Consider the following 19,792-nt stretch of genomic DNA (forward strand, 5'->3'; position numbering starts at 1 on the left):
GTTTACGGCTCCTGACTTTCTTTTTGAGCGGCACAGTTAATGGAAAAAACGGTTTCTGATGGATTACCCATCCCCCAGCGCTACGGCGCTATTCTGACCATCGCCATTGGGATAATGATGGCGGTGCTTGACGGCACAATCGCGAACGTGGCGCTGCCCACTATTGCCCATGAGTTAAACGCTTCGCCAGCCAGCAGTATCTGGATTATTAACGCTTATCAAATCGCCATCGTCACGTCGCTTTTGACGCTCTCTTTCCTGGGCGATATGTTTGGCTACCGCCGCATTTATCAGTACGGTCTGGTGGTTTTCACCCTCGCCTCGCTGCTGTGCGCGCTGTCGCGCACGCTGGAGATGCTCACCGTTATGCGCATCTTGCAAGGGTTTGGCGGCGCGGCGCTGATGAGCGTCAACACGGCATTGATCCGCATGATTTACCCGCAGCGCCATCTGGGCCGGGGAATGGGGATCAACTCGCTGATCGTCGCCGCCTCTGCTGCAGCCGGGCCCACTATTGCTGCCGCGATTTTATCCGTGGCAACCTGGCACTGGCTGTTCTTAATTAATATCCCGCTCGGCCTGATTGCGCTGGTGCTGGCGCTGCGCTATTTACCGGCTAATACCCATAAATCTCAGCAGCGTTTCGACCTGCCGAGCGCCGTGATGAACGCCCTCACCTTTGGCCTGCTGATTACCGCGCTGGGTAATTACGCCCAGGGCAATTTCAACTGGCTGCTGGCAGTGCAGCTTGTCGCACTGCTGGTGATTGGCACCGCCTTTGTTCGTCGTCAATTACGCTTGCCGGTTCCGCTGCTGCCGGTGGATTTACTGCGCATCCCGCTGTTTTCACTCTCTATTGGCACCTCGATTTGCTCGTTCACCGCACAGATGCTGGCGCTGGTGTCGCTGCCATTCTTTATGCAAACCACCCTCGGGCTGAGCGAAGTGCAAACCGGTCTGCTGCTGACGCCATGGCCGCTGGCAACCATGGTGGTCGCGCCGCTGTCCGGTTATCTGGTCGAGCGTATTCACGCCGGGCTGCTGGGCGGTATTGGCCTGGCGGTGATGGCAGTGGGCCTGTTTGGCCTGGCGTATTTACCGGCGAATCCGAGCGATCTGGATATCATCTGGCGCATGGTGCTGTGCGGTGCCGGGTTTGGCCTGTTTCAGTCGCCCAACAACCACACTATTATCTCCGCCGCGCCGCGCAACCGCAGCGGTGGTGCCAGCGGAATGCTTGGCACCGCTCGTCTGCTGGGCCAGAGCACCGGGGCGGCGCTGGTGGCGCTGATGTTTACCCACCTCAGCGGCAGCGGGGAGCACGCCTCATTAATGCTGGCCGGAATACTGGCGACGCTTGCCGCGCTGGTGAGTATGTTACGCATCTCGACGGGTAAATCCGCCGCATAAAAAAAGCGTGCCGCGGCACGCTTTTTTACTTTCAGAAAGATTAATTCAGATACTGCCCGCTACGCAGGGCTTCAATACGTTTATCCAGCGGCGGGTGGGTCATAAACAGCTCGCTCAGCGATTTTGATTTCCCGTTGATGCAAAACGCCATCATGCTGCTGGCCTCCTGCGGCTCGTAGCTGGTTTTCAGGCGCTGCAGCGCGGCGATCATTTTCTCGCGGCCCACCAGTTTCGCGGAGCCCGCGTCAGCGTGGAATTCACGGTAGCGGGAGAACCACATGGTGATAATGCTCGCCAGAATACCAAATACCAGTTCCAGCACGGTCGCTACCGCGAAATAGATCAGTGGGTTGCCGTTGCTTTGTTCGCCATCATCGCGGTTGCCGGACAAAAAGCCCGACGCAATTTGCGCGATGATACGTGAAATAAAGATCACAAAGGTGTTCACTACGCCCTGTATTAGCGTCATGGTCACCATATCGCCATTAGCGATGTGGCTGATTTCGTGGGCGATCACCGCTTCGGCTTCGTCACGGCTCATGTTTTGCAGCAGACCGGTGCTCACCGCCACCAGCGAAGCATCACGGCGCGCGCCGGTGGCAAAGGCGTTAATGTCCGGCGCGTGATAGATAGCCACCTGCGGCATTGCAATGCCCGCCTGGCGCGACTGTTGCGCGACGGTATCCATCAGCCAGCGCTCGGTGGCGTTACGGGGCTGCTCAATCACTTCCCCGCCTACTGCACGCAGCGCCATCCACTTCGACATCAACAAGGAAACAAACGACCCGCCAAAACCAAACAACAGCGCCATAATCAGCAGGCCCTGAACGCTGCTGGACTGGATCCCTGTCAGGCTGAGCACCAGGCCAAATACGACCATGACCGCCAGGTTAGTTAACAGGAAAAGCGCGATACGCATCATAATTTTCTTTTACCTCAGTTTTACAGTCGCGTTATGCGATTACTCACATCGTATGGCTAAACGTGCTGTTTTCAAGCGTGAATGCAGGGCAAGTTACTAAAAATACGTAACTTTACATTTTGTCGCATTTGTCTTACGGGAAACAGAGGCAGGTAAAAAAACAGGCACAATTTCTTGTGCCTGTTAGAGGACTACTTACTTGCGGCGGGCTGTTCAGCGGGTTTCGCTTTATCCAGTTTCGCCAGGTCCAGCGCGATATGGACGGTTTCATCAAGATACGGGTCCGGCTCCTGATAATCCTTCGGCAGGTCGTCCAGTTTCTTCAGCGGCGGTTTGCCTTCGCGCTTATAACGGTCGTTAATCCGCGCCAGGCGAGTCGCATCGTCTTCGTCGTTCTCTTTTTCACGCTGCAGCAGGTTCAAAGAGATGAAGTTACGCTTCTCCTTCAGGGCATTGTAGCGAGCAATATCCTTGATGATGTACTGGAACTCAGGATCTTTGGCGATGCGTTCATCATGCGCCTTCAGCAATTCCGGGCCAAATGGCGTTAGGTCACCGGATTTAACGTAGGTTGCCGCATCGACGCTATCCCAGGGCAGCGCATTATCTTCAAACTTCTCGCCGGTTTCGGTCTCTTCATTGCCGGTCGGCATGATGATATCCGGGGTCACACCCTTACGCTGGGTACTGCCGCCATTCACGCGGTAGAACTTCTGAATGGTGTACTGTACTGAGCCGAGAGCAGGCCATTCCGGACGCAGCATCTGATCGTAAATGCGGTTAAGCGAACGGAATTGCTGGACGGTGCCTTTCCCGAAGGTCGGCTCGCCGACAATCAGCGCACGGCCATAATCCTGCATCGCTGCGGCGAAAATTTCCGACGCCGAGGCGCTAAAGCGGTCAACCATGACAACCAGCGGGCCTTTGTAATACACCACGCCGTCGGTATCGCTGTCTTCGCGCACTTTGCCGTTGTTATCGCGCACCTGCACCACCGGGCCGCTCGGGATAAACAGACCGGAGAGCGAAACTGCTTCAGTCAGCGCCCCGCCGCCGTTTGTGCGCAGATCGATAATCACCGCGCTGACGTTCTGTTTCTCAAGCTTCTGCAGCTGGACCTTCACGTCATCCGTTAAGCCCACGTAGAAACCCGGAATATCCAGCACGCCGACTTTCTGCTTGCCGACGGTTTTCACGGTCATTTTCACCGCGCGATCTTCCAGGCGAATGCGTTCGCGGGTCAGCGTCACGGTGCGGGTTTTGGTGCCTTTACCCGCAGGTAAAATCTCCAGCCGCACCTTGCTGCCTTTCGGGCCTTTGATCAGCGCCACGACGTCATCAAGACGCCAGCCGATCACGTCCTGCATCGCCTGCCCGGTTTGGCCGACGCCGACAATGCGGTCGCCCACGGTAATGGCTTTGCTTTTCGCTGCCGGGCCGCCTGCCACCATGGAGTTAATCACGGTGTAGTCGTCGTCCATTTGCAGCACCGCGCCAATCCCTTCCAGAGACAGGCTCATTTCGGTATTGAACTGCTCGGTATTGCGCGGAGAAAGATAGTTAGTATGCGGATCGATTTCGTGCGCAAAGGCGGTCATCGCCAGCGAAAAGACGTCTTCGCTGTTGGTTTGCGCCAGGCGACGAATCGCGAATTTATAGCGTTTGGTCAGGGTTTCGCGGATCTCTTTGTCCGTTTTACCGGTCAGTTTCAGGCTCAGCTCGTCATATTTGACTTTGCTGTCCCATAACCTGTCGAGCTCCGCTTCGGTTTTCGGCCACGGCGCTTTGCTGCGATCCAGCTCATAAGTGTCGTTGCCGGTAAAATCCATCGGACGCTCAAGCACTTTCAGTGCGTACTGAAAGCGCTCGAAGCGGCGTTTTTGCGCCAGATTATACAGATCGTAAAAGACCGTGAGCTTGCCGGTGCGCAGCTCATCGCCCAGCACATTTTTCTGCTTCGCATACTCTTCGACGTCGCTGGCCAGCAGCACGTTATGGCTGTAATCCAGCAAATTCAAATAGCGGTCAAAGATTTTGGCGGAAAATGCGCCGTCCAGATCGAACTGACGATAATGGGAACGGGTGAAGCGCGAGGTGACGCGCTCGCTCACCGTCGCGTGCTGCGTCTCTTCCTTCAACACCGGAATTTGCGACGCTTTGGTGATGTCTTCAACAGCCACCGCATGGCCTGCTAACAATAACAGGCCCGCAGCGGTAAGCTTAAGAAATGTGTTCATGCCCGGGTTGGCCTCCGTATCAGAACAATAAATGTTCTGCGCGTACAAGCATCGACATACCAGAAGTCAACTGTACACGGACGCCATCTTTGGTGATTTCTTGTACAGTGGCATCCATCGCATTATTCCCCGCTTTGACTTTAATCGCCTGGCCTACGGACAGGGCGGTAATGTCTGAAACCGGAGTATGACGCTCTTCACGAACGGCCTGAGGCGCTTTAGCGGCCGGTTTTGCCGGACGCGGTTTGCGCTCTGCATTTTCAGCGCGACGCGGGGCCGGGCGCGGTTTGCGCTCACGGCGCGGGGCTTCAGGCTGCTCGCCGGCGGCAATCGCCGCTTCGCGTTTTTTGGCCTGCTGCTCGGCACGCTGTGCCTGGACGCGCGCTTTGGCTTCTTCAAGCTGTTTGCGCGCATGTTCGACGTGCTGTTCGTCAAGCTCGCCGCACGGATTGCCATCCAGATCGACGCGGGTCGCGCCAAGCTTGATGCCGTACAGGTAACGCCAGCTTGAGGTGTAAAGACGCAGGGCTGAACGCAGTTGGGTTTTGCTGAGATTCATCTCCCCTTCTACGCGCGCGACCAAATCCTGAAAAATGCCGATTTTCAGCGGACGCGCTTCGCCTTCAGCGCTAAAGCACTGGGGAAAACGTTCGGCCAGAAAGGCGATAACTTCTTTACTGCTGTTCAACTTAGGTTGATTTTCCATGAAATTTCCTGATTACAACGGACGTTGCCAACGTGGCGCAGGCATGAACAGGCGTCATTATAATGACGCCATCAGCAATTGCCACGTTATCCGTTGCTTATCCTGCACGAGTCGCAAATAATTTTGTGTAATCCGTCCCGGCGAGCACCGTCTCAAGGCGCTCCACCAGCTCACGCAAACCCTGCTCGTCTTCAGCCTGGAAGCGGCCAAACACGGTGCTGTCGATGTCCAGCACGCCTATGATTTGTTGATTAACGGTGATTGGCAATACGATTTCCGCATTACTCGCGGAATCGCAGGCGATGTGGCCGTCAAAGGCATGAACGTCTTCCACGCGCTGAACGCTGTTGGTGGCGACCGCCGTGCCGCAGACGCCTCTACCCACGGGGATGCGCACGCAGGCGATTTTCCCCTGGAACGGCCCGAGCACCAGCGTGTCGCCTTCCAGCAGATAAAATCCCGCCCAGTTTACGCCGTCTAACCGTTCGAACAGCAACGCGCTGGTATTGGAAAGCGTCGCCAACGCACTGGTTTCCCCTGTCATGAGAGCCTGAAAATCACGGTTAAGGTCCGCGTAGAATTGTGTTTTGTTCATTTAATAATCACTTAGCTGATAAATACAATAACCTGCCTGTTAAAATAAGCATTAAATGCGCTTATGCTCAAGATGAATCATTTCATGATTTAATATAAAGATATCTAAATATAACTCTGACCATTAAATGGCCCTGAAACCTAAAACGGCATTAAACAACGCAAAGCTCACGATTCATGCGATGGGGGAGCCTTTGCCGCAGGCACATTATCAGCGATGTCCGCAGTGCGACACGCTTTTTATGTTGCCGGTTGTGAAGTCCACACAAAGCGCTTACTGCCCGCGCTGCGATGCAAAACTACGCGATGGCCGCGACTGGTCGCTCACGCGTCTGGGCGCGATGGCGATCACCATGATCGTGCTGATGCCCTTCGCCTATAGCGAACCGCTGCTGCGTATTATTCTGCTCGGTACCCGCATCGACGCCAGTCTGTTACAGGGGATCTGGCAGATGGCCAGCCAGGGCGACCCGATTACCGCGGCGATGGTGTTCTTCTGCACCGTGGGTGCCCCCGGCACGCTGGTGGCCGCCATCGCCTATTTATGGTTTGGCAATATTCTCGGCATGAATTTACGCCCGGTCCTGCTGATGCTGGAGAGGCTGAAAGAGTGGGTGATGCTGGACATCTACCTGGTGGGCATTGGCGTGGCGTCGATTAAAGTCAGCGATTACGCTTATATGCAGCCCGGCATCGGGCTGGTGGCGTTTTTCCTGCTGATGCTGCTGAGCATTCTGACGATCATCCACCTTAACGTAGAGCAACTGTGGGAGCGATTCTATCCGACGCGCCCGCCGCGCACGCCCAAAGCCACGCTGCGCGTCTGTCTCGGCTGTCATTTTACCGGCGAAGCGGATGAGCGCGGCCGCTGTCAGCGTTGCCATATTCCGCTGCGCGAGCGCCGTCGCCATAGTCTGCAAAAAACCTGGGCAGCGCTGATAGCAGCAATGGTCTTCCTGCTCCCGGCGAATTTGCTGCCGATATCTATTATATATGTCAACGGCGGTCGTCAGGAGGACACCATCCTGTCGGGGATCGCCTCGCTGGCGAGCAGCAATATCGCGGTGGCCGCCATCGTGTTTATCGCCAGTATCGCGGTGCCGTTCGTAAAAGTGCTGGTGATGCTGACGCTGCTGATCAGCATCCATTTCAAATGCGAGCAAGGGCTGCGCACCCGTATTCTGCTGCTGCGCTTCGTTACCTGGATTGGCCGCTGGTCAATGCTGGATTTATTTGTGATTGCGTTAACCATGTCGCTGGTGAACCGCGATCAGCTTTTAGCTTTTACTATGGGACCTGCCGCGTTTTATTTCGGCGCAGCGGTAATATTGACTATTCTTGCTGTTGAATGGCTGGACAGCCGCTTACTTTGGGACGCACATGAGTCAGGAAACGCCCGCTTCGACGACTGAAGCGCGAATTAAAACGAAACGCCGCATTTCCCCGTTCTGGTTACTGCCGATCATCGCCCTGATGATCGCCGGATGGCTTATCTGGACCACGTACCAGGAACGAGGCACCACAGTGACTATCGATTTCGTGTCTGCCGACGGCATCGTTGCAGGCCGCACGCCCGTGCGCTATCAGGGCGTGGAAGTCGGTACGGTTCAGGATATTCGCCTGAGCGAAGACCTGAACAAAATCGCCGTGACGGTGAGCATCAAAAGCGATCTGAAAGACGCGCTGCGCACCGATACCCAGTTCTGGCTGGTGACGCCGAAAGCCTCGCTGGCCGGGATTTCCGGGCTGGATGCGTTGGTGGGCGGCAACTATATCGGCATGATGCCAGGCAAAGGCGAGCCGCAAGATCATTTCACCGCCCTCGACACCCAGCCCAAATATCGGCTGGATAACGGCGATTTGATGATCCACCTGAAAGCCCCGGATCTCGGCTCGCTCAATACCGGCTCGCTGGTCTACTTCCGTAAAATTCCGGTGGGTAAGGTGTATGACTACACCATCAACAACAACTCTCAGGGCGTCACGATTGATGTGCTGGTCGAGCGGCGCTTCACCCATCTGGTGAAAAAAGGCAGCCGCTTCTGGAACGTCTCCGGCGTGAAAACCGATATCAGCCTGAGCGGTGCGCAGGTCCAGCTGGAAAGCCTGGCGGCGCTGGTCAACGGGGCGATCGCCTTTGACTCGCCGGAGGGTTCCAAAGAGGCGGAGCAGGAGGACGAATACGGACTGTATGAAGATCTGGCCCACAGCCAGCGCGGCGTACTGGTCAAACTGGATTTGCCGAGCGGAGAAGGCTTAAAGGCCGACTCCACCAAACTGATGTACCAGGGCCTGGAAGTCGGGACGCTGACCAAACTCGATCTCAACCCCGGCGGTGCCGTCACCGGGGAAATGACCGTCGACCCGGGCGTGGTGAATTTACTGCGTGAAGGCACGCGCATTGAGCTGCGCAACCCGAAAATCTCCCTCGATAACCCCAGCATCAGTAGCCTGCTGACCGGCAGCACCTTTGAACTGGTGCCCGGAGAAGGTAAACCGCGTAACCACTTTGTGATCCTGCCGGGGGATAAAACGCCGTTGCAGCAGCCGGGCGTGGTCACGGTGGCGCTCACCGCGCCGGAAAGTTACGGCATCGACGCCGGGCAGCCGGTGATCCTGCACGGCATTAAAATCGGCCAGGTGCTGGAACGCAGCTTAACCGCAAAAGGCATCAACTTTGCGGTCGCCATCGACCCGCAATATCGCGAGCTGGTGAAGGGCGACAGTAAATTCGTGGTTAACAGCCGCATCGATGTGAAAGTCGGGCTGGATGGGGTGGAGTTTCTCGGTGCCAGCGCCGGTGAGTGGATCAGCGGCGGTATCCGCGTGCTGCCGGGCAGTAAAGGCGAGCTGAAAGAGAGCTATCCGCTGTTTGCCAATCTGGAAAAAGCGGTGGAAAACAGCCTGAGCGACTTGCCGACCACCACTATGACGCTCAGCGCCGACAGCCTGCCGGATATTCAGGCCGGTTCGGTGGTGCTTTATCGCAAATTCCAGGTAGGCGAAGTGATCTCGGTGCGCCCGCGCGCCAACGCGTTCGACATCGACGTTCACATCAAGCCGCAGTATCAAAATCTGGTGACCAAAAACAGCGTGTTCTGGGCCGAAGGCGGCGCGAAAGTGCAGCTGAACGGCAGCGGGCTTACCGTTCAGGCCTCGCCGCTGTCGCGGGCGTTAAAAGGCGCAATCAGCTTCGATAACATGAGCGGCGCGTCGGCCAATATGCAAAAAGGCGACAAGCGCGTGCTGTTCCAGTCGGAAACCGCGGCCCGCGCCGTGGGCAGCCAGGTGACCCTGCACGCGTTTGACGCCGGCAAACTGTCGGAAGGGATGCCGATCCGCTACCTCGGGATTGATATTGGCCAGATACAATCCCTGAAGCTGATCACTGAACGCAACGAAGTGCAGGCCACTGCGGTGCTGTATCCGGAATACGTGAAGACGTTTGCCCGCAACGGCACCCGCTTCTCGGTGATCACCCCGCAAATATCCGCCGCCGGGGTGGAGCATCTGGATACCATTCTGCAACCCTATATCAACGTGGAGCCGGGTAAAGGCAATCCGCGCCGTGACTTTGAGCTACAGGAAGCGACCATCACCGATTCTCGCTACCTTGACGGTCTGAGCATCGTGCTGGAAGTGCCGGACGCCGGGTCGCTGGCCATCGGTACGCCGGTGCTGTTCCGCGGAATGGAAGTGGGTATTGTCACCGGTATGGTGCTGGGTAATCTGTCCGATCGCGTGATGGTGGGCTTACGCATCAGCCAGCGCTATCAGCACCTGGTGCGCAATAACTCGGTATTCTGGCAGGCCTCCGGCTACAGTCTCGACTTCGGCATTATCGGCGGCGTCGTGAAAACCGGGACCTTCAACCAGTTTATCCGCGGCGGTATCGCCTTTGCCACGCCGCCGAGCACGCCGCTTTCGCCGAAAGCCCAGGCAGGGAAACACTTCCTGCTACAGGACAGCGAGCCGAAAGAGTGGCGTCAGTGGGGCACCGCCCTGCCGCGTTAATCTCCCCCTGCCCCGGTGCGATGCCGGGGCAGTTATGCTATACTGCGCGCCCTTAATTTTACCCGTGGGGCCAGGCTGTGGCGCAAATCCGTTCCGTTTATCTTCCCGATGAATTCCTTTCCGTGATGCGTGATGCCATGCCCGCCGCGCTGTCCATGGAGAGCTTTATCGCGTCCTGCCAGCGCCCGCTGCGCCGCAGTATCCGAATCAATACCCTGAAAATCAGCGTCAGCGATTTTTTGGCGTTAGTTGCGCCGTACGGCTGGCAGCTCAGCCCGATCCCCTGGTGTGAGGAAGGCTTCTGGATCGAGCGCGATGAAGAAGCGCTGCCGCTGGGCAGTACCGCCGAACATCTTGGCGGCCTGTTTTACATCCAGGAAGCCAGCTCGATGCTGCCGGTGGCCGCGCTGTTCGCGGATGACGCTGAGATAACCCGGGTGATGGACGTCGCCGCCGCGCCAGGCTCTAAAACCACCCAAATTGCGGCACGGATGGCGAATCAGGGCGCGATCCTCGCCAATGAGTATGCCGCCAGCCGGGTAAAAGTCCTGGCAGCGAATATCAGCCGCTGCGGCATTCAGAACGTGGCGCTGACCCACTTCGATGGCCGGGTGTTTGGCGCAGCGTTGCCGGAATGCTTTGACGCCATCCTGCTCGACGCTCCCTGCTCCGGCGAAGGCGTAGTGCGCAAAGATCCTGACGCTCTGCGCAACTGGTCCGTCGCCAGCAACCTGGAGATCGCCGCCACCCAGCGCGAGCTGATTGACAGCGCGTTTCACGCCCTGCGTCCCGGCGGCACGCTGGTTTACTCCACCTGCACCCTCAACCGTGAAGAGAACGAGCAGGTGTGCCAGTGGCTGCTGGCGCGCTACCCTGATGCGGTTTGCGTAGAGCCGCTGGGCGATCTGTTCAACGGCGCACAGCAGGCGCTAACTGAAGAAGGTTTCCTGCATGTGTTCCCGCAGATTTTCGATTGCGAAGGCTTCTTTGTGGCGCGCCTGCGCAAAACCGCCGCCGTCCCGGCCCTCGACGCGCCGGGCTATAAAACCGGTAAATTCCCCTTCACGCCGATGAAACCCAAAGAGGCGCAGGAAGTCGTGCGCGCCGCCGCAAGCGTTGGGCTTAGCTGGGATGAGCATCTACACTTATGGCTGCGCGATAAAGAGATCTGGCTGTTCCCGGCAGAAATCGAGGCGCTGATTGGCCAGGTACGATTCTCACGCATTGGCCTGAAACTGGCGGAAACCTTCAACAAAGGCTTCCGCTGGCAGCACGAGGCGGTAATCGCCCTGGGCGACGTTGATACTCACGGATTCGCATTGACCGCCCAGCAAGCCCAGGAGTGGTATCGCGGCCGGGATGTCTATCCGCAAACCGCGCCGCAGGCGAATGAAGTAATTGTGACGTATCAGGATCAACCGCTGGGTCTGGCGAAAAAAATCGGCTCACGCTTAAAGAACAGCTATCCGCGCGAACTGGTGCGCGATGGCAAACTGTTTGCCGATGAAATTTAATTCGCCCAAAAAATAATCGCGATAAACTTGCGCTTTTGCTGTTCCTTGTCCAGGCTAAAAAATGGCGACTTTACTGGTCGTACCACCTGCACTGTAATGATGATGGAGAGCACTATGACTAAGACCAGCGTTAAAATCGGCACCTTTGAGATCGATGATGCGGAGCTGAGCGGCGAGCAACCGGGTGAACGTACCTTAACAATTCCGTGTAAATCTGACCCGGATCTGTGCATGCAGCTTGATGCGTGGGATGCGGAAACCAGTATTCCGGCAGTACTTAACGGCGAACACTCTGTCCTTTATCGTAAACACTATGACGAAAATTCTGATGCCTGGGTGATGCGTTTTGCCTGATCCCGACATGAGCCCGTCGCCTGAGACGGGTTATTCTTCCCCGTTTGGTTTGCCCTTCGCGCCCTGTCCCCTACAATTACTCTAAACCTTCTAACATTGGGGATGCGATGTTCGCACTGGTTTTGTTTATTTGTTATCTGGACGGTGGCTGTAACGATATCGTCATTGACGTTTTTAATACTGAACAACAATGTATGCGCGCGATGGATGAACAACGGCTGCGGCACGGCGGCTGTTTCCCGGTGGAGGATTTTATCGATGGCTTCTGGACCCCGGCTCAGGAGTACAGCGATTTTTAGCTACTGGACCCGCAGTAAGGTCAACCGGTTGCCGAAAACGGCACCGGTATCGATATAGTGCAAGTTCCCGCAATCGAGGCAGTCATTTAACGGCGTATGCCCGAAGTAAAACGCATCCGCCCCGCTGATAGACTCATCACGTCCTTTGATACAACGCGATAGCCGATCGCGGCTCCAGAGCACCGGCGTGCGCTTCACCGGCTGCTGCCAGGCATAATGATCGCCCGGGTAGTCCGCGTGGGCGACCACGATGCGCTGTTCCGCGCGTTGCAACTCAATAATCAGCGGGAAATCGCGCAGATGCAGCAGTTGCCCTTCGACGCGCTTGCGCACCGCGCTATTAAGCGTGGTGAACCAGCTGCCGCCGTTGAGATACCACAATGCGTAATCTCCTGATTCCAGCGCGTCCAGCGCCATGGCCTCATGGTTGCCCAACACGCAGCGGAACCAGCGCCGCTCGGTTAACGCCAGGCAGCCGGGACTGTTATCCCCGCGGTCGATAAGATCGCCTACGCTGATGACCAAATCCTGCCACGGGTCGAAATGCGCCTCACGTAAAGCCTGGGCAAACTGTCGCAGGCAGCCGTGTAAATCGCCTACGATGTAGATGGCCCGCCATTCGCTGGCGTCGATTCGTTGATACATTTCTCCTCCTGTGAACAGCTAAAGTATAGTGTGCGGCACACATTATTACTGCGGTGACGGGCGAGGAGAGGGAGCGGCAAAAATATACTTTTCTAAGCGTTTTTGACGGTTACAGGAATTTATTAGAAATCATCGGGTAATTAAAAACGCACAGGCATAAAAAAGCCTGCATTATGCAGGCTTTTTTATGTCCCTTCCGGCGCTTATCTCCGGCGCTCATGGTGATGGCGTTAGCTCTGTAAGGGATAAATCGCACAATAGCCGATAAGATTTGTCTGATCAAGTTCGCGCCAAATGAAGTTTATTGTTATTTGATCCAGATTCCAGAAAACCGACGCATGACGACACGCTGACAGCATATTGAAACTTATTGGTATCATCTCACTTACAGATTCTTAAAGACGGCAAAAAAGCTCTGGACGCTGCCGGGGTTGTCTGTGGTATGGTTTAAGGCGTTCACAGGCAGCGACACTTGCCACGGAGTAAGGCGCAGTCGCAACAGGCTTATGAATCATAGGGATAAAAAAAGACCGAATACGATTCCTGTATTCGGTCCAGGGAAATGGCTCTTGGGAGAGAGCCGTGCGCTAAAAGTTGGCATTAATGCAGGCTGAAATCGCCTTGCCCTTTAAGAATAGATTACGATGTCAGGTTTTCCAGTCCGCGACAAAAGTGGTCCAAAAAAATTCCTCACGTAACGTAATCACTTAATAAAAAACCGCAGCCCGTATTCCACGGTACTGCGGTTTTTTTATGCCCGTGAACGTTTAACAAAGCGTTTTGGCTTTCTCGATAAACGGCACCAGGCTCTTTTTCTCGCCGGGCTTTGCCGGGTCGTCTACCTGAATCACGCTGATGGGCTGGCCCGTGGTTTTCCCGGCTTTAACCTGCGCCATGGCTTCGTCATTGATCGGATATTGCATCAGGGTAGCCGGATTAATCACAAACAGCGCGTTGCCCGGACGGCAGGTGAGCATGACTTCTTCGCGGTTAAACGCCCAGTTGTCTTTGCCCATTTCAAAACGGCTTACCGTAATAATCTGCGGCGCAGCGGCGGCCATTCCCGCGCACGCCAGTAATAGCAGTGAAAGTACTGTTTTTTTCATCGTAAACTCGCAAACATAATCACGGTTAAACTGGCTCCCAGGTTGCGAACAGGCTGACGCAGGCCACTACCAGTAAGCTCAATATCCATTCCACTTTGGTCAGAGTAATAAACTGACGTTGCGCCACGCCCGCGGTCTGGCTAAAACGCGGCACCAGCGCATAGCGGTTATACACGGCAATCGCCACCATTATCGCCACCAGCGCGGCCTTTACCCACAGCATGATGAGATAACGCGTATCTACAGGCCAGGGGATTCCGGCAATTAGCAGCGTATTGACGATCCCCGTCACGATCGCTAACGCGACGGCCAGATGACCGTAGCGCGAAAAACGCATCATGGCGCGGATGGCGCTCTCCCGCCAGCGCGGTTTGCGCGCCAGCCGCATACAGACCAGTAACGGCAGTAAGCCGCCCATCCACCACGCGGCGGAAAGCAGATGAATGGCGTGGTTAATTTGCTGGAACGCGCCGCGCGCGCCTTCCGCCATCACTGCATGCCCTACCCCAGCCAGCAGCGCCACCTGTCCCATCAACAGCACCATCAGCAGCGCGCCAACGCGGTAAGGTTTAAGCAGGAGCACCGCCAGCGAGATAACGCTGAGAACGATCTGCCACAGCCATACACCGCCAAACTGCGTGGTTAACACCGCCTGCCAGATAGCCGGGGAAACGACGTCTACCCAGCCGCCTGCCATCATTCCGCCCTGAATAGCGAGCATTAACGTTGCGCTGACCAGGTTGGCGACCAGCGCCATGCGCCACCACCGCCAGACGCGGCGCGCCAGCACAGGCTTAAACGCGTCCGGGGCCAGCCAGCAGGTGCTGATTGCACACCCCAGCGCCAGTATCAACGCGGCGAAATGAATAAACCGCAGCGTAACCCAGGTGGCAACCAGCATGTCATTTCACGCTAAAATGGTAGCTGCCTTTGGTTTTGTGGCCATCGACGGAAACCACATGCCAGTCGACCTGGTACTGCCCGGCAGGCAGCGGCGCGCTGAGCGGCACAATCAGCTGTTTATTATCATCTGCCGCCACTTTCGCTTTGCCGGTTTCCAGTTTTTGCTTCTCCGGGCCGACCAGCGTGATGCCGCTGAATGCCGGTTCGATTCCTTCAGAGAAATTCAGGGTCAGAGCCTGAGGCGCAGACTCCATCACGGCATCCGCCGCGGGGTATTGATGCTTAAGATGCGCATGGGCCCAGACGGCAGGTGCGGCGAACAGTGAAGCGGTAACGGTCAGGGTACAAAGAAGACGAGATGCGGTGAATGCCATATAAATCATTCCTTTTCGTTATGACTGTGGCGCAAAGAATAACCCCGGTGACTCCTCAAGTCGAGACAGCATGGCACATAGCGACACAGAAATACTTGTCATCCGGACGATGAGCAAGTACCTTTCCGCCAGTCATAACAGGAGTCATCTATGAAGCACAATCTTGCCCAACTTCCACAGGACGAAATGGACAAAGTGAACGTCGATTTGGCCGCCGCTGGCGTGGCGTTTAAAGAGCGCTACAACATGCCGATCATTGCGGAGGCCGTTGAACGCGAGCAGCCGGAAGCCCTGCGTGGCTACTTTCGTGAACGCCTGATCGCCCATCGTCTGGCCTCGGTGAATTTATCGCGCATGCCCTGGGAACCAAAATCAAAATAACGCTTACGGTCCGTTACGCTTCCTTACAATGAAAATGCTAATCTGTCTGCGCTAATCACTATATTCACCGACTCACTTAGCCAGATATAGCGATTTCATCTTCAAGGAGACCATTATGACAACATGGAATGTTGCCGCTGCGCAATACGCGCCGCGTCCTGATGACGTAGCCGCAAATGTTTCCCATCACCTGAAGTTTATCGCCACCGCTGCCCGCGAACAGATCGACGTTTTACTGTTTCCCGAGTTTTCCCTTACCGGTTTTCACTCCCCCGACTCATGCCAGGTCAGCCCTGATTCGACGTTGTTCGCCCCCATCACTCTGGCGGCGCAGCAGCATAAGATGACAATTATTGCTGGTCTATCCCTGCCCGCGCCTGGAGGGATGATGTCGGCGGGTTTGATTTTTCTTCCCGACGGGACGCGCCAGCTCTGCCTGCAAAACACGGCACAACATATATGTGAAATCAATGGATTACCGGTACTGCAGGATAAACTCATCGGCACCGGCTCGCAGCGAATTGCTCTTTCGGTAAGCCGTTCTCTGCCCGAGGATCTCTGGGCCCAGAAAGAGGCCAGCCTGTATATGTGCGGGCGGTTTATCTCTGAGCTGTCATGGACTGCCGAAGTGGTCGATATGCAGCACTGTGCCTTTGAAAATCATGTCGCGGTATTGCAGGTCAACCATGCCGTCGCGCCGGATAACCAAACCGCCGTGGGCCGCAGCGCCTGCTGGGATGAACAAGGCCAGCTCATCGTGCGCGCCGAAGCCGGTGAACTGCTGGTGGTGGCCCGCCGTAAAGACAACGGTTGGCACGGCGAGGTCATTCCATTACGCTAGCACTTTGGTTAAGAGAGTCTGACATGCTGCGAGTGATCGATACGGAAACCTGCGGGTTACAGGGCGGAGTGGTGGAAATCGCTTCGGTGGATATTGTTAACGGCCAGATCGTTAACCCTATGAGCGACCTGGTGCGTCCGGATCGTCCTATCAGCCATCAGGCCATGGCTATCCATCGCATTACCGAAGCAATGGTGGCTGACAAACCGGAGCTGGAAGTCGTTTTACCCAGCTACCTCGGCAGCCCGTTTTACGTGGCACATAACGCCGATTTTGATAGCCGGATGCTGCCCGACATGGGCGGCGAGTGGATTTGCACCATGAAGATGGCGCGCCGTCTGTGGAACTGGCCGGGCATCAAATACAGCAACATGGGATTGTACAAAGCGCGCAGCTTGCAGGTCGATACGCCGCCCGATTTGCACCATCACCGCGCGCTGTATGATTGCTATATCACTGCCGCGCTTTTGCTGGATATCATGCAGCAGACCCACTGGACGCCGGAAGAGATGGTCACCATTACCGGTCGCCCGACCTTGATGACCACCTTTAAATTCGGCAAATACCGTGGCGAAGCCGTTAGCGATATCGCGGAGCGCGATCCTGGCTATCTGCGCTGGATGCTGAAGAACATCAAAGAGATGACCCCACAGCTACGCCTGACGCTGAAACACTACCTCGGGGAGGATTAATGCCCCGCTTTTGCCCCCAGCGTCCCCTGGGTCAGGCCGATTAAAAAGGCAAATTCCAGCGCCACGCCTTCGTAAGATTTGAATCGGCCCGATTTCCCGCCGTGGCCGGAATCCATTTCGGTACACAGCAGCAGCAGGCTGTCATCAGTCTTGTATTCCCGCAGCTTAGCGACCCATTTTGCCGGCTCCCAGTACTGCACCTGGGAATCATGCAGCCCAGTGGTGACCAGCAGATGCGGGTAGTGTTGACGCGTAACCTGGTCGTAGGGGCTGTAGCTCTTCATATAGTGGTAATAGGTTTCGTCCTGCGGATTGCCCCACTCTTCAAACTCCCCGGTGGTGAGTGGGATCGACTCATCCAGCATGGTGGTGACCACATCAACAAATGGTACCTGCGCCACCACCCCGTGAAACAGCTCTGGACGCATATTGATTACCGCTCCCATCAGCATTCCGCCGGCACTGCCGCCCATGCCGAACAGGTAGCGCGGATCGCCATAGCCCTGCTTCAGCAGCGCTTCGCAGACGTCGATATAGTCGTTAAAGGTGTTTTTCTTGTGTAAGAATTTCCCCGCCTCATACCACTGCTGGCCCAGTTCGCCGCCGCCGCGGATATGGGCGATAGCGTAGACAAATCCACGATCCAGCAGGCTCAGGCGGCTGGAGCTGAAATCGGCATCCATACTGCTGCCGTAAGAGCCATAGCCATACACCAGCAGCGGATTCGCGCCGCGCTGGAAATATTTCTTGTGGTACACCAGCGAGACCGGCACCTCCACGCCATCGCGCGCCTTGATCCACACGTGTTCGCTGCGGTAATTGGCAGAATCAAAGCCGTCAATTTCCGTCTGTTTCAGCACCCGCCGCTCACCGGTATCCATATCCAGTTCGAACAGGGTATCCGGCGTGGTCATGGAGGAGTAGCCATAACGCAGCCTGGCGGTTTCCGGCTCAGGATTATAGGCAAGCCAGGTCACATAGGCCGGATCGTCAAAGGCGATGCCGGTCACTTCGCGCGTTTTGCGATTGATTTGCCGCAGGCTGGTCAATCCGCGCTGGCGCTCTTCCACCACCAGCCAGTCGGTGAACAGCGTAAAGCCCTCCAGCATGATGTGCTCGCGCGCGGGTATCAGCGTTTCCCATTTTTGCTCGTTGCGCACCGTGCTGCGATAAAGCCCGAAGTTTTTACCGTCGCGGTTAGAACGCATATAAAAACGGTGCTGGTAGTGATCCACCGAATATTCGTGATCTTTACGCCGTTTCAGGAAACAGCTGGGTTCGGCATCCGCCAGCTCCGCGTCCAGCAGCCATACCTCGCTGGTGGTGGCGCTGGAGAGAAAAATATTGATGAAGTGCTGGGAAGTGGTTTTGTACAGGCTGACGTAGAACGTTTCATCGCGCTCTTCGTAGATCAATTCATCTTCGCTGGCGGGCGAGCCTACGGTGTGCCGCCACACCTGATACGGCAGCAGGGTTTTGGCATGCTTTTTAACGTAGTAGAGGGTGCGGGAATCGTTAGCCCAGGCCACTTCAGGCGCGACATGTTCAATCAGCTCCGGATACCAGTTGCCGGTCTCCAGATTGCGAAAGCGCAGACCGTACTGGCGGCGCGACAGATAATCTTCCGCCAGCACCATCGTGGTGTTATCCGGGGTGATAGCCAGCGCACCGAGGGTATAAAACTCGCTGTGCGACGCGCGCTGGTTGGCATCCAGCAGCAGGTCCCAGTCATCCCACTCTGAGGACAACACCGACTGGCGCTGGTAAACCGGGTACTCGCAGCCGACGTCATAAACCTGACGGTAGCGATAGCCATTCTTAATGTAAGGGGCTGACGCATCGCGCTGCGGAATGCGCGCAATCATCTCTTTGAGTAACTGTTCCTCCAGCGCCTGCTGGCTCGCCATGACCCGCCGCCCGTAATCGTTCTCTTTATGGAGATAGTCAAGGACGTCGGGATCGGACCGGTCATCATCGCGCAACCAGTAATAGTTATCGGTGCGCGTATCGCCATGCAGGGTCATGGTGTGGGGTATTACTTTGGCTTTAGGTGGCATAACGCTCAACTTTTAGGTTAACACCCTTATAAGGTTGGCAAAAACCCAGCGCGTTGCAAGCGTAACGCCACCAAACCAGGCGTTATCCTGGTGAAATCTCCCGTTTGCTGACCGCGATATCGCGTTCCACGTCGGTGCGGACATCTTCAGGGATCCCCAGCGCATCCCCGAGCGCGTTCAGGTAACTACGCTCCATAAAGTGATCGGCATTGATAGCGGCGCAGCTCAGGAAATAGATCTCCAGCGCCTCTTCTTCATTCTGGATGCCGTCGGCAAGACGCGCCGGATCGAGTGGCAGTTCGAGTGCCTGCTCCACCAATGCGCGCCCTTCGTTTTCGATGCCGGCATCGCGCAGATGCTGGTCAATAGCCTGACGTTCCGCATCGTCAATATGCCCGTCGCTTTTGGCAGCGAACACCAGCGCGAGGATTAACCGCTCGGCGCGCTTGTCAATCGGCGATGCCTGTTGGCCATACTGCGGTTCGCCCTGATGGGCCGCGCGGATGCGGTCTTTGTACTTATTCCACAACACCGTTCCGGCCACCGCCCCACCGCCTGCCAGCAGCGCGCTGCCGCCGTATTTCGCCAGCAGCTTACGTGACGATTTATTCGCCACCAGCAGCCCCGCCAGGCCGCCCAGCGCGCCGGGACTAAGCAGTTTAGAGAGCCCCTGCCCCTGCGATAACCCTTTACCCTGATCCCCCAGCATTGACTGAAGTTGTTTAAGCCAGTTCGCCATATAC

General features: G+C 56.2%; 19 protein-coding genes. 9 read left to right on the plus strand and 10 right to left on the minus strand.

The features are described from left to right. Positions 1 to 39: 39 nt before the first annotated feature. Positions 40 to 1,410: an MFS transporter gene (locus FND52_RS18705; RefSeq protein WP_144132588.1), complete on the plus strand. Its 1,371-nt coding sequence runs from the start codon at positions 40 to 42 to the stop codon at positions 1,408 to 1,410. A 40-nt stretch (positions 1,411 to 1,450) separates the two neighbouring features. Here the strand turns inward: FND52_RS18705 and htpX are convergent, their stop codons facing one another. From htpX to FND52_RS18725, 4 genes are all read right to left on the minus strand, one after another. After that, positions 1,451 to 2,332, minus strand: coding sequence for a protease HtpX (gene htpX / locus FND52_RS18710; protein ID WP_125291939.1), 882 nt, complete (start codon positions 2,330 to 2,332; stop codon positions 1,451 to 1,453). A gap of 191 nt (positions 2,333 to 2,523) precedes the next feature. Continuing rightward, complete coding sequence (gene prc / locus FND52_RS18715) at positions 2,524 to 4,569, minus strand: carboxy terminal-processing peptidase (protein ID WP_125291938.1); 2,046 nt, start codon at positions 4,567 to 4,569, stop codon at positions 2,524 to 2,526. Between the two features lie 19 nt (positions 4,570 to 4,588). Beyond that, positions 4,589 to 5,275, minus strand: coding sequence for an RNA chaperone ProQ (gene proQ / locus FND52_RS18720; RefSeq protein ID WP_125291937.1), 687 nt, complete (start codon positions 5,273 to 5,275; stop codon positions 4,589 to 4,591). A gap of 97 nt (positions 5,276 to 5,372) precedes the next feature. After that, positions 5,373 to 5,870 (minus strand): GAF domain-containing protein, encoded by a 498-nt coding sequence (locus FND52_RS18725; protein ID WP_125291936.1) that lies wholly within the window; start codon positions 5,868 to 5,870, stop codon positions 5,373 to 5,375. A 127-nt stretch (positions 5,871 to 5,997) separates the two neighbouring features. Here FND52_RS18725 and yebS point away from each other — a divergent pair, with 127 nt between their 5' ends. The 5 genes from yebS (at position 5,998) to FND52_RS18750 (ending at position 12,050) form a co-directional block, all read left to right on the plus strand. Further along, positions 5,998 to 7,281 carry a membrane integrity lipid transport subunit YebS gene (yebS, locus tag FND52_RS18730; RefSeq protein WP_144132590.1) on the plus strand — a complete coding sequence of 428 codons (1,284 nt, stop codon included), beginning with the start codon at positions 5,998 to 6,000 and terminating at the stop codon, positions 7,279 to 7,281. Continuing rightward, positions 7,250 to 9,883, plus strand: a complete 2,634-nt coding sequence (locus tag FND52_RS18735; protein WP_144132592.1) for a PqiB family protein — start codon at positions 7,250 to 7,252, stop codon at positions 9,881 to 9,883. Before yebS ends, FND52_RS18735 begins: the two co-directional genes overlap by 32 nt. A 77-nt stretch (positions 9,884 to 9,960) precedes the next feature. Beyond that, positions 9,961 to 11,397, plus strand: a complete 1,437-nt coding sequence (rsmF, locus tag FND52_RS18740) for a 16S rRNA (cytosine(1407)-C(5))-methyltransferase RsmF (protein WP_144132594.1) — start codon at positions 9,961 to 9,963, stop codon at positions 11,395 to 11,397. A 114-nt stretch (positions 11,398 to 11,511) separates the two neighbouring features. After that, positions 11,512 to 11,751 (plus strand): YebV family protein, encoded by a 240-nt coding sequence (locus tag FND52_RS18745; protein ID WP_125291932.1) that lies wholly within the window; start codon positions 11,512 to 11,514, stop codon positions 11,749 to 11,751. Between the two features lie 107 nt (positions 11,752 to 11,858). Continuing rightward, complete coding sequence (locus tag FND52_RS18750) at positions 11,859 to 12,050, plus strand: YdfD/YebW family protein (RefSeq protein WP_125291931.1); 192 nt, start codon at positions 11,859 to 11,861, stop codon at positions 12,048 to 12,050. Here FND52_RS18750 and FND52_RS18755 read toward each other — a convergent pair whose 3' ends face one another. The 4 genes from FND52_RS18755 to yobA all read right to left on the minus strand — a co-directional run bounded on the left by FND52_RS18755 (position 12,051) and on the right by yobA (position 15,078). After that, positions 12,051 to 12,695 (minus strand): metallophosphoesterase, encoded by a 645-nt coding sequence (locus FND52_RS18755; protein WP_144132596.1) that lies wholly within the window; start codon positions 12,693 to 12,695, stop codon positions 12,051 to 12,053. 767 nt (positions 12,696 to 13,462) lie between these two features. Beyond that, the gene (locus FND52_RS18760) at positions 13,463 to 13,801 is read right to left on the minus strand and encodes a YebY family protein (RefSeq protein WP_144132598.1); all 339 of its coding nucleotides are present in this window, start codon (positions 13,799 to 13,801) and stop codon (positions 13,463 to 13,465) included. A 25-nt stretch (positions 13,802 to 13,826) separates the two neighbouring features. Beyond that, entirely contained in the window at positions 13,827 to 14,702 is an 876-nt protein-coding gene (gene copD, locus FND52_RS18765; protein WP_144132600.1) for a copper homeostasis membrane protein CopD, read from the minus strand. Between the two features lies 1 nt (position 14,703). Next, complete coding sequence (yobA, locus tag FND52_RS18770) at positions 14,704 to 15,078, minus strand: CopC domain-containing protein YobA (RefSeq protein ID WP_144132602.1); 375 nt, start codon at positions 15,076 to 15,078, stop codon at positions 14,704 to 14,706. A gap of 150 nt (positions 15,079 to 15,228) precedes the next feature. On the opposite strand from yobA, the gene FND52_RS18775 reads away from it, so the two are divergent. The 3 genes from FND52_RS18775 (at position 15,229) to exoX (ending at position 16,992) form a co-directional block, all read left to right on the plus strand. Beyond that, complete coding sequence (locus tag FND52_RS18775; RefSeq protein WP_125291926.1) at positions 15,229 to 15,459, plus strand: DNA polymerase III subunit theta; 231 nt, start codon at positions 15,229 to 15,231, stop codon at positions 15,457 to 15,459. Between the two features lie 115 nt (positions 15,460 to 15,574). Next, entirely contained in the window at positions 15,575 to 16,300 is a 726-nt protein-coding gene (locus FND52_RS18780) for a carbon-nitrogen hydrolase family protein (RefSeq protein WP_144132604.1), read from the plus strand. A gap of 23 nt (positions 16,301 to 16,323) precedes the next feature. After that, positions 16,324 to 16,992 (plus strand): exodeoxyribonuclease X, encoded by a 669-nt coding sequence (exoX, locus tag FND52_RS18785; protein WP_144132606.1) that lies wholly within the window; start codon positions 16,324 to 16,326, stop codon positions 16,990 to 16,992. Here the strand turns inward: exoX and ptrB are convergent. Then, a complete protein-coding gene (ptrB, locus tag FND52_RS18790) occupies positions 16,989 to 19,049 on the minus strand; it encodes an oligopeptidase B (protein ID WP_144132608.1) in 2,061 nt (686 codons plus the stop codon). The two genes, exoX and ptrB, sit on opposite strands and share 4 nt — an antisense overlap. Positions 19,050 to 19,131: 82 nt before the next feature. Beyond that, on the minus strand, positions 19,132 to 19,788 hold the full coding sequence (locus FND52_RS18795) for a tellurite resistance TerB family protein (protein ID WP_144132610.1): 657 nt from the start codon (positions 19,786 to 19,788) through the stop codon (positions 19,132 to 19,134). Positions 19,789 to 19,792: the final 4 nt, after the last annotated feature.

It is taken from the genome of Atlantibacter subterraneus (assembly GCF_007570865.1).
Taxonomy (GTDB): Bacteria; Pseudomonadota; Gammaproteobacteria; order Enterobacterales; family Enterobacteriaceae; genus Atlantibacter; species Atlantibacter subterraneus.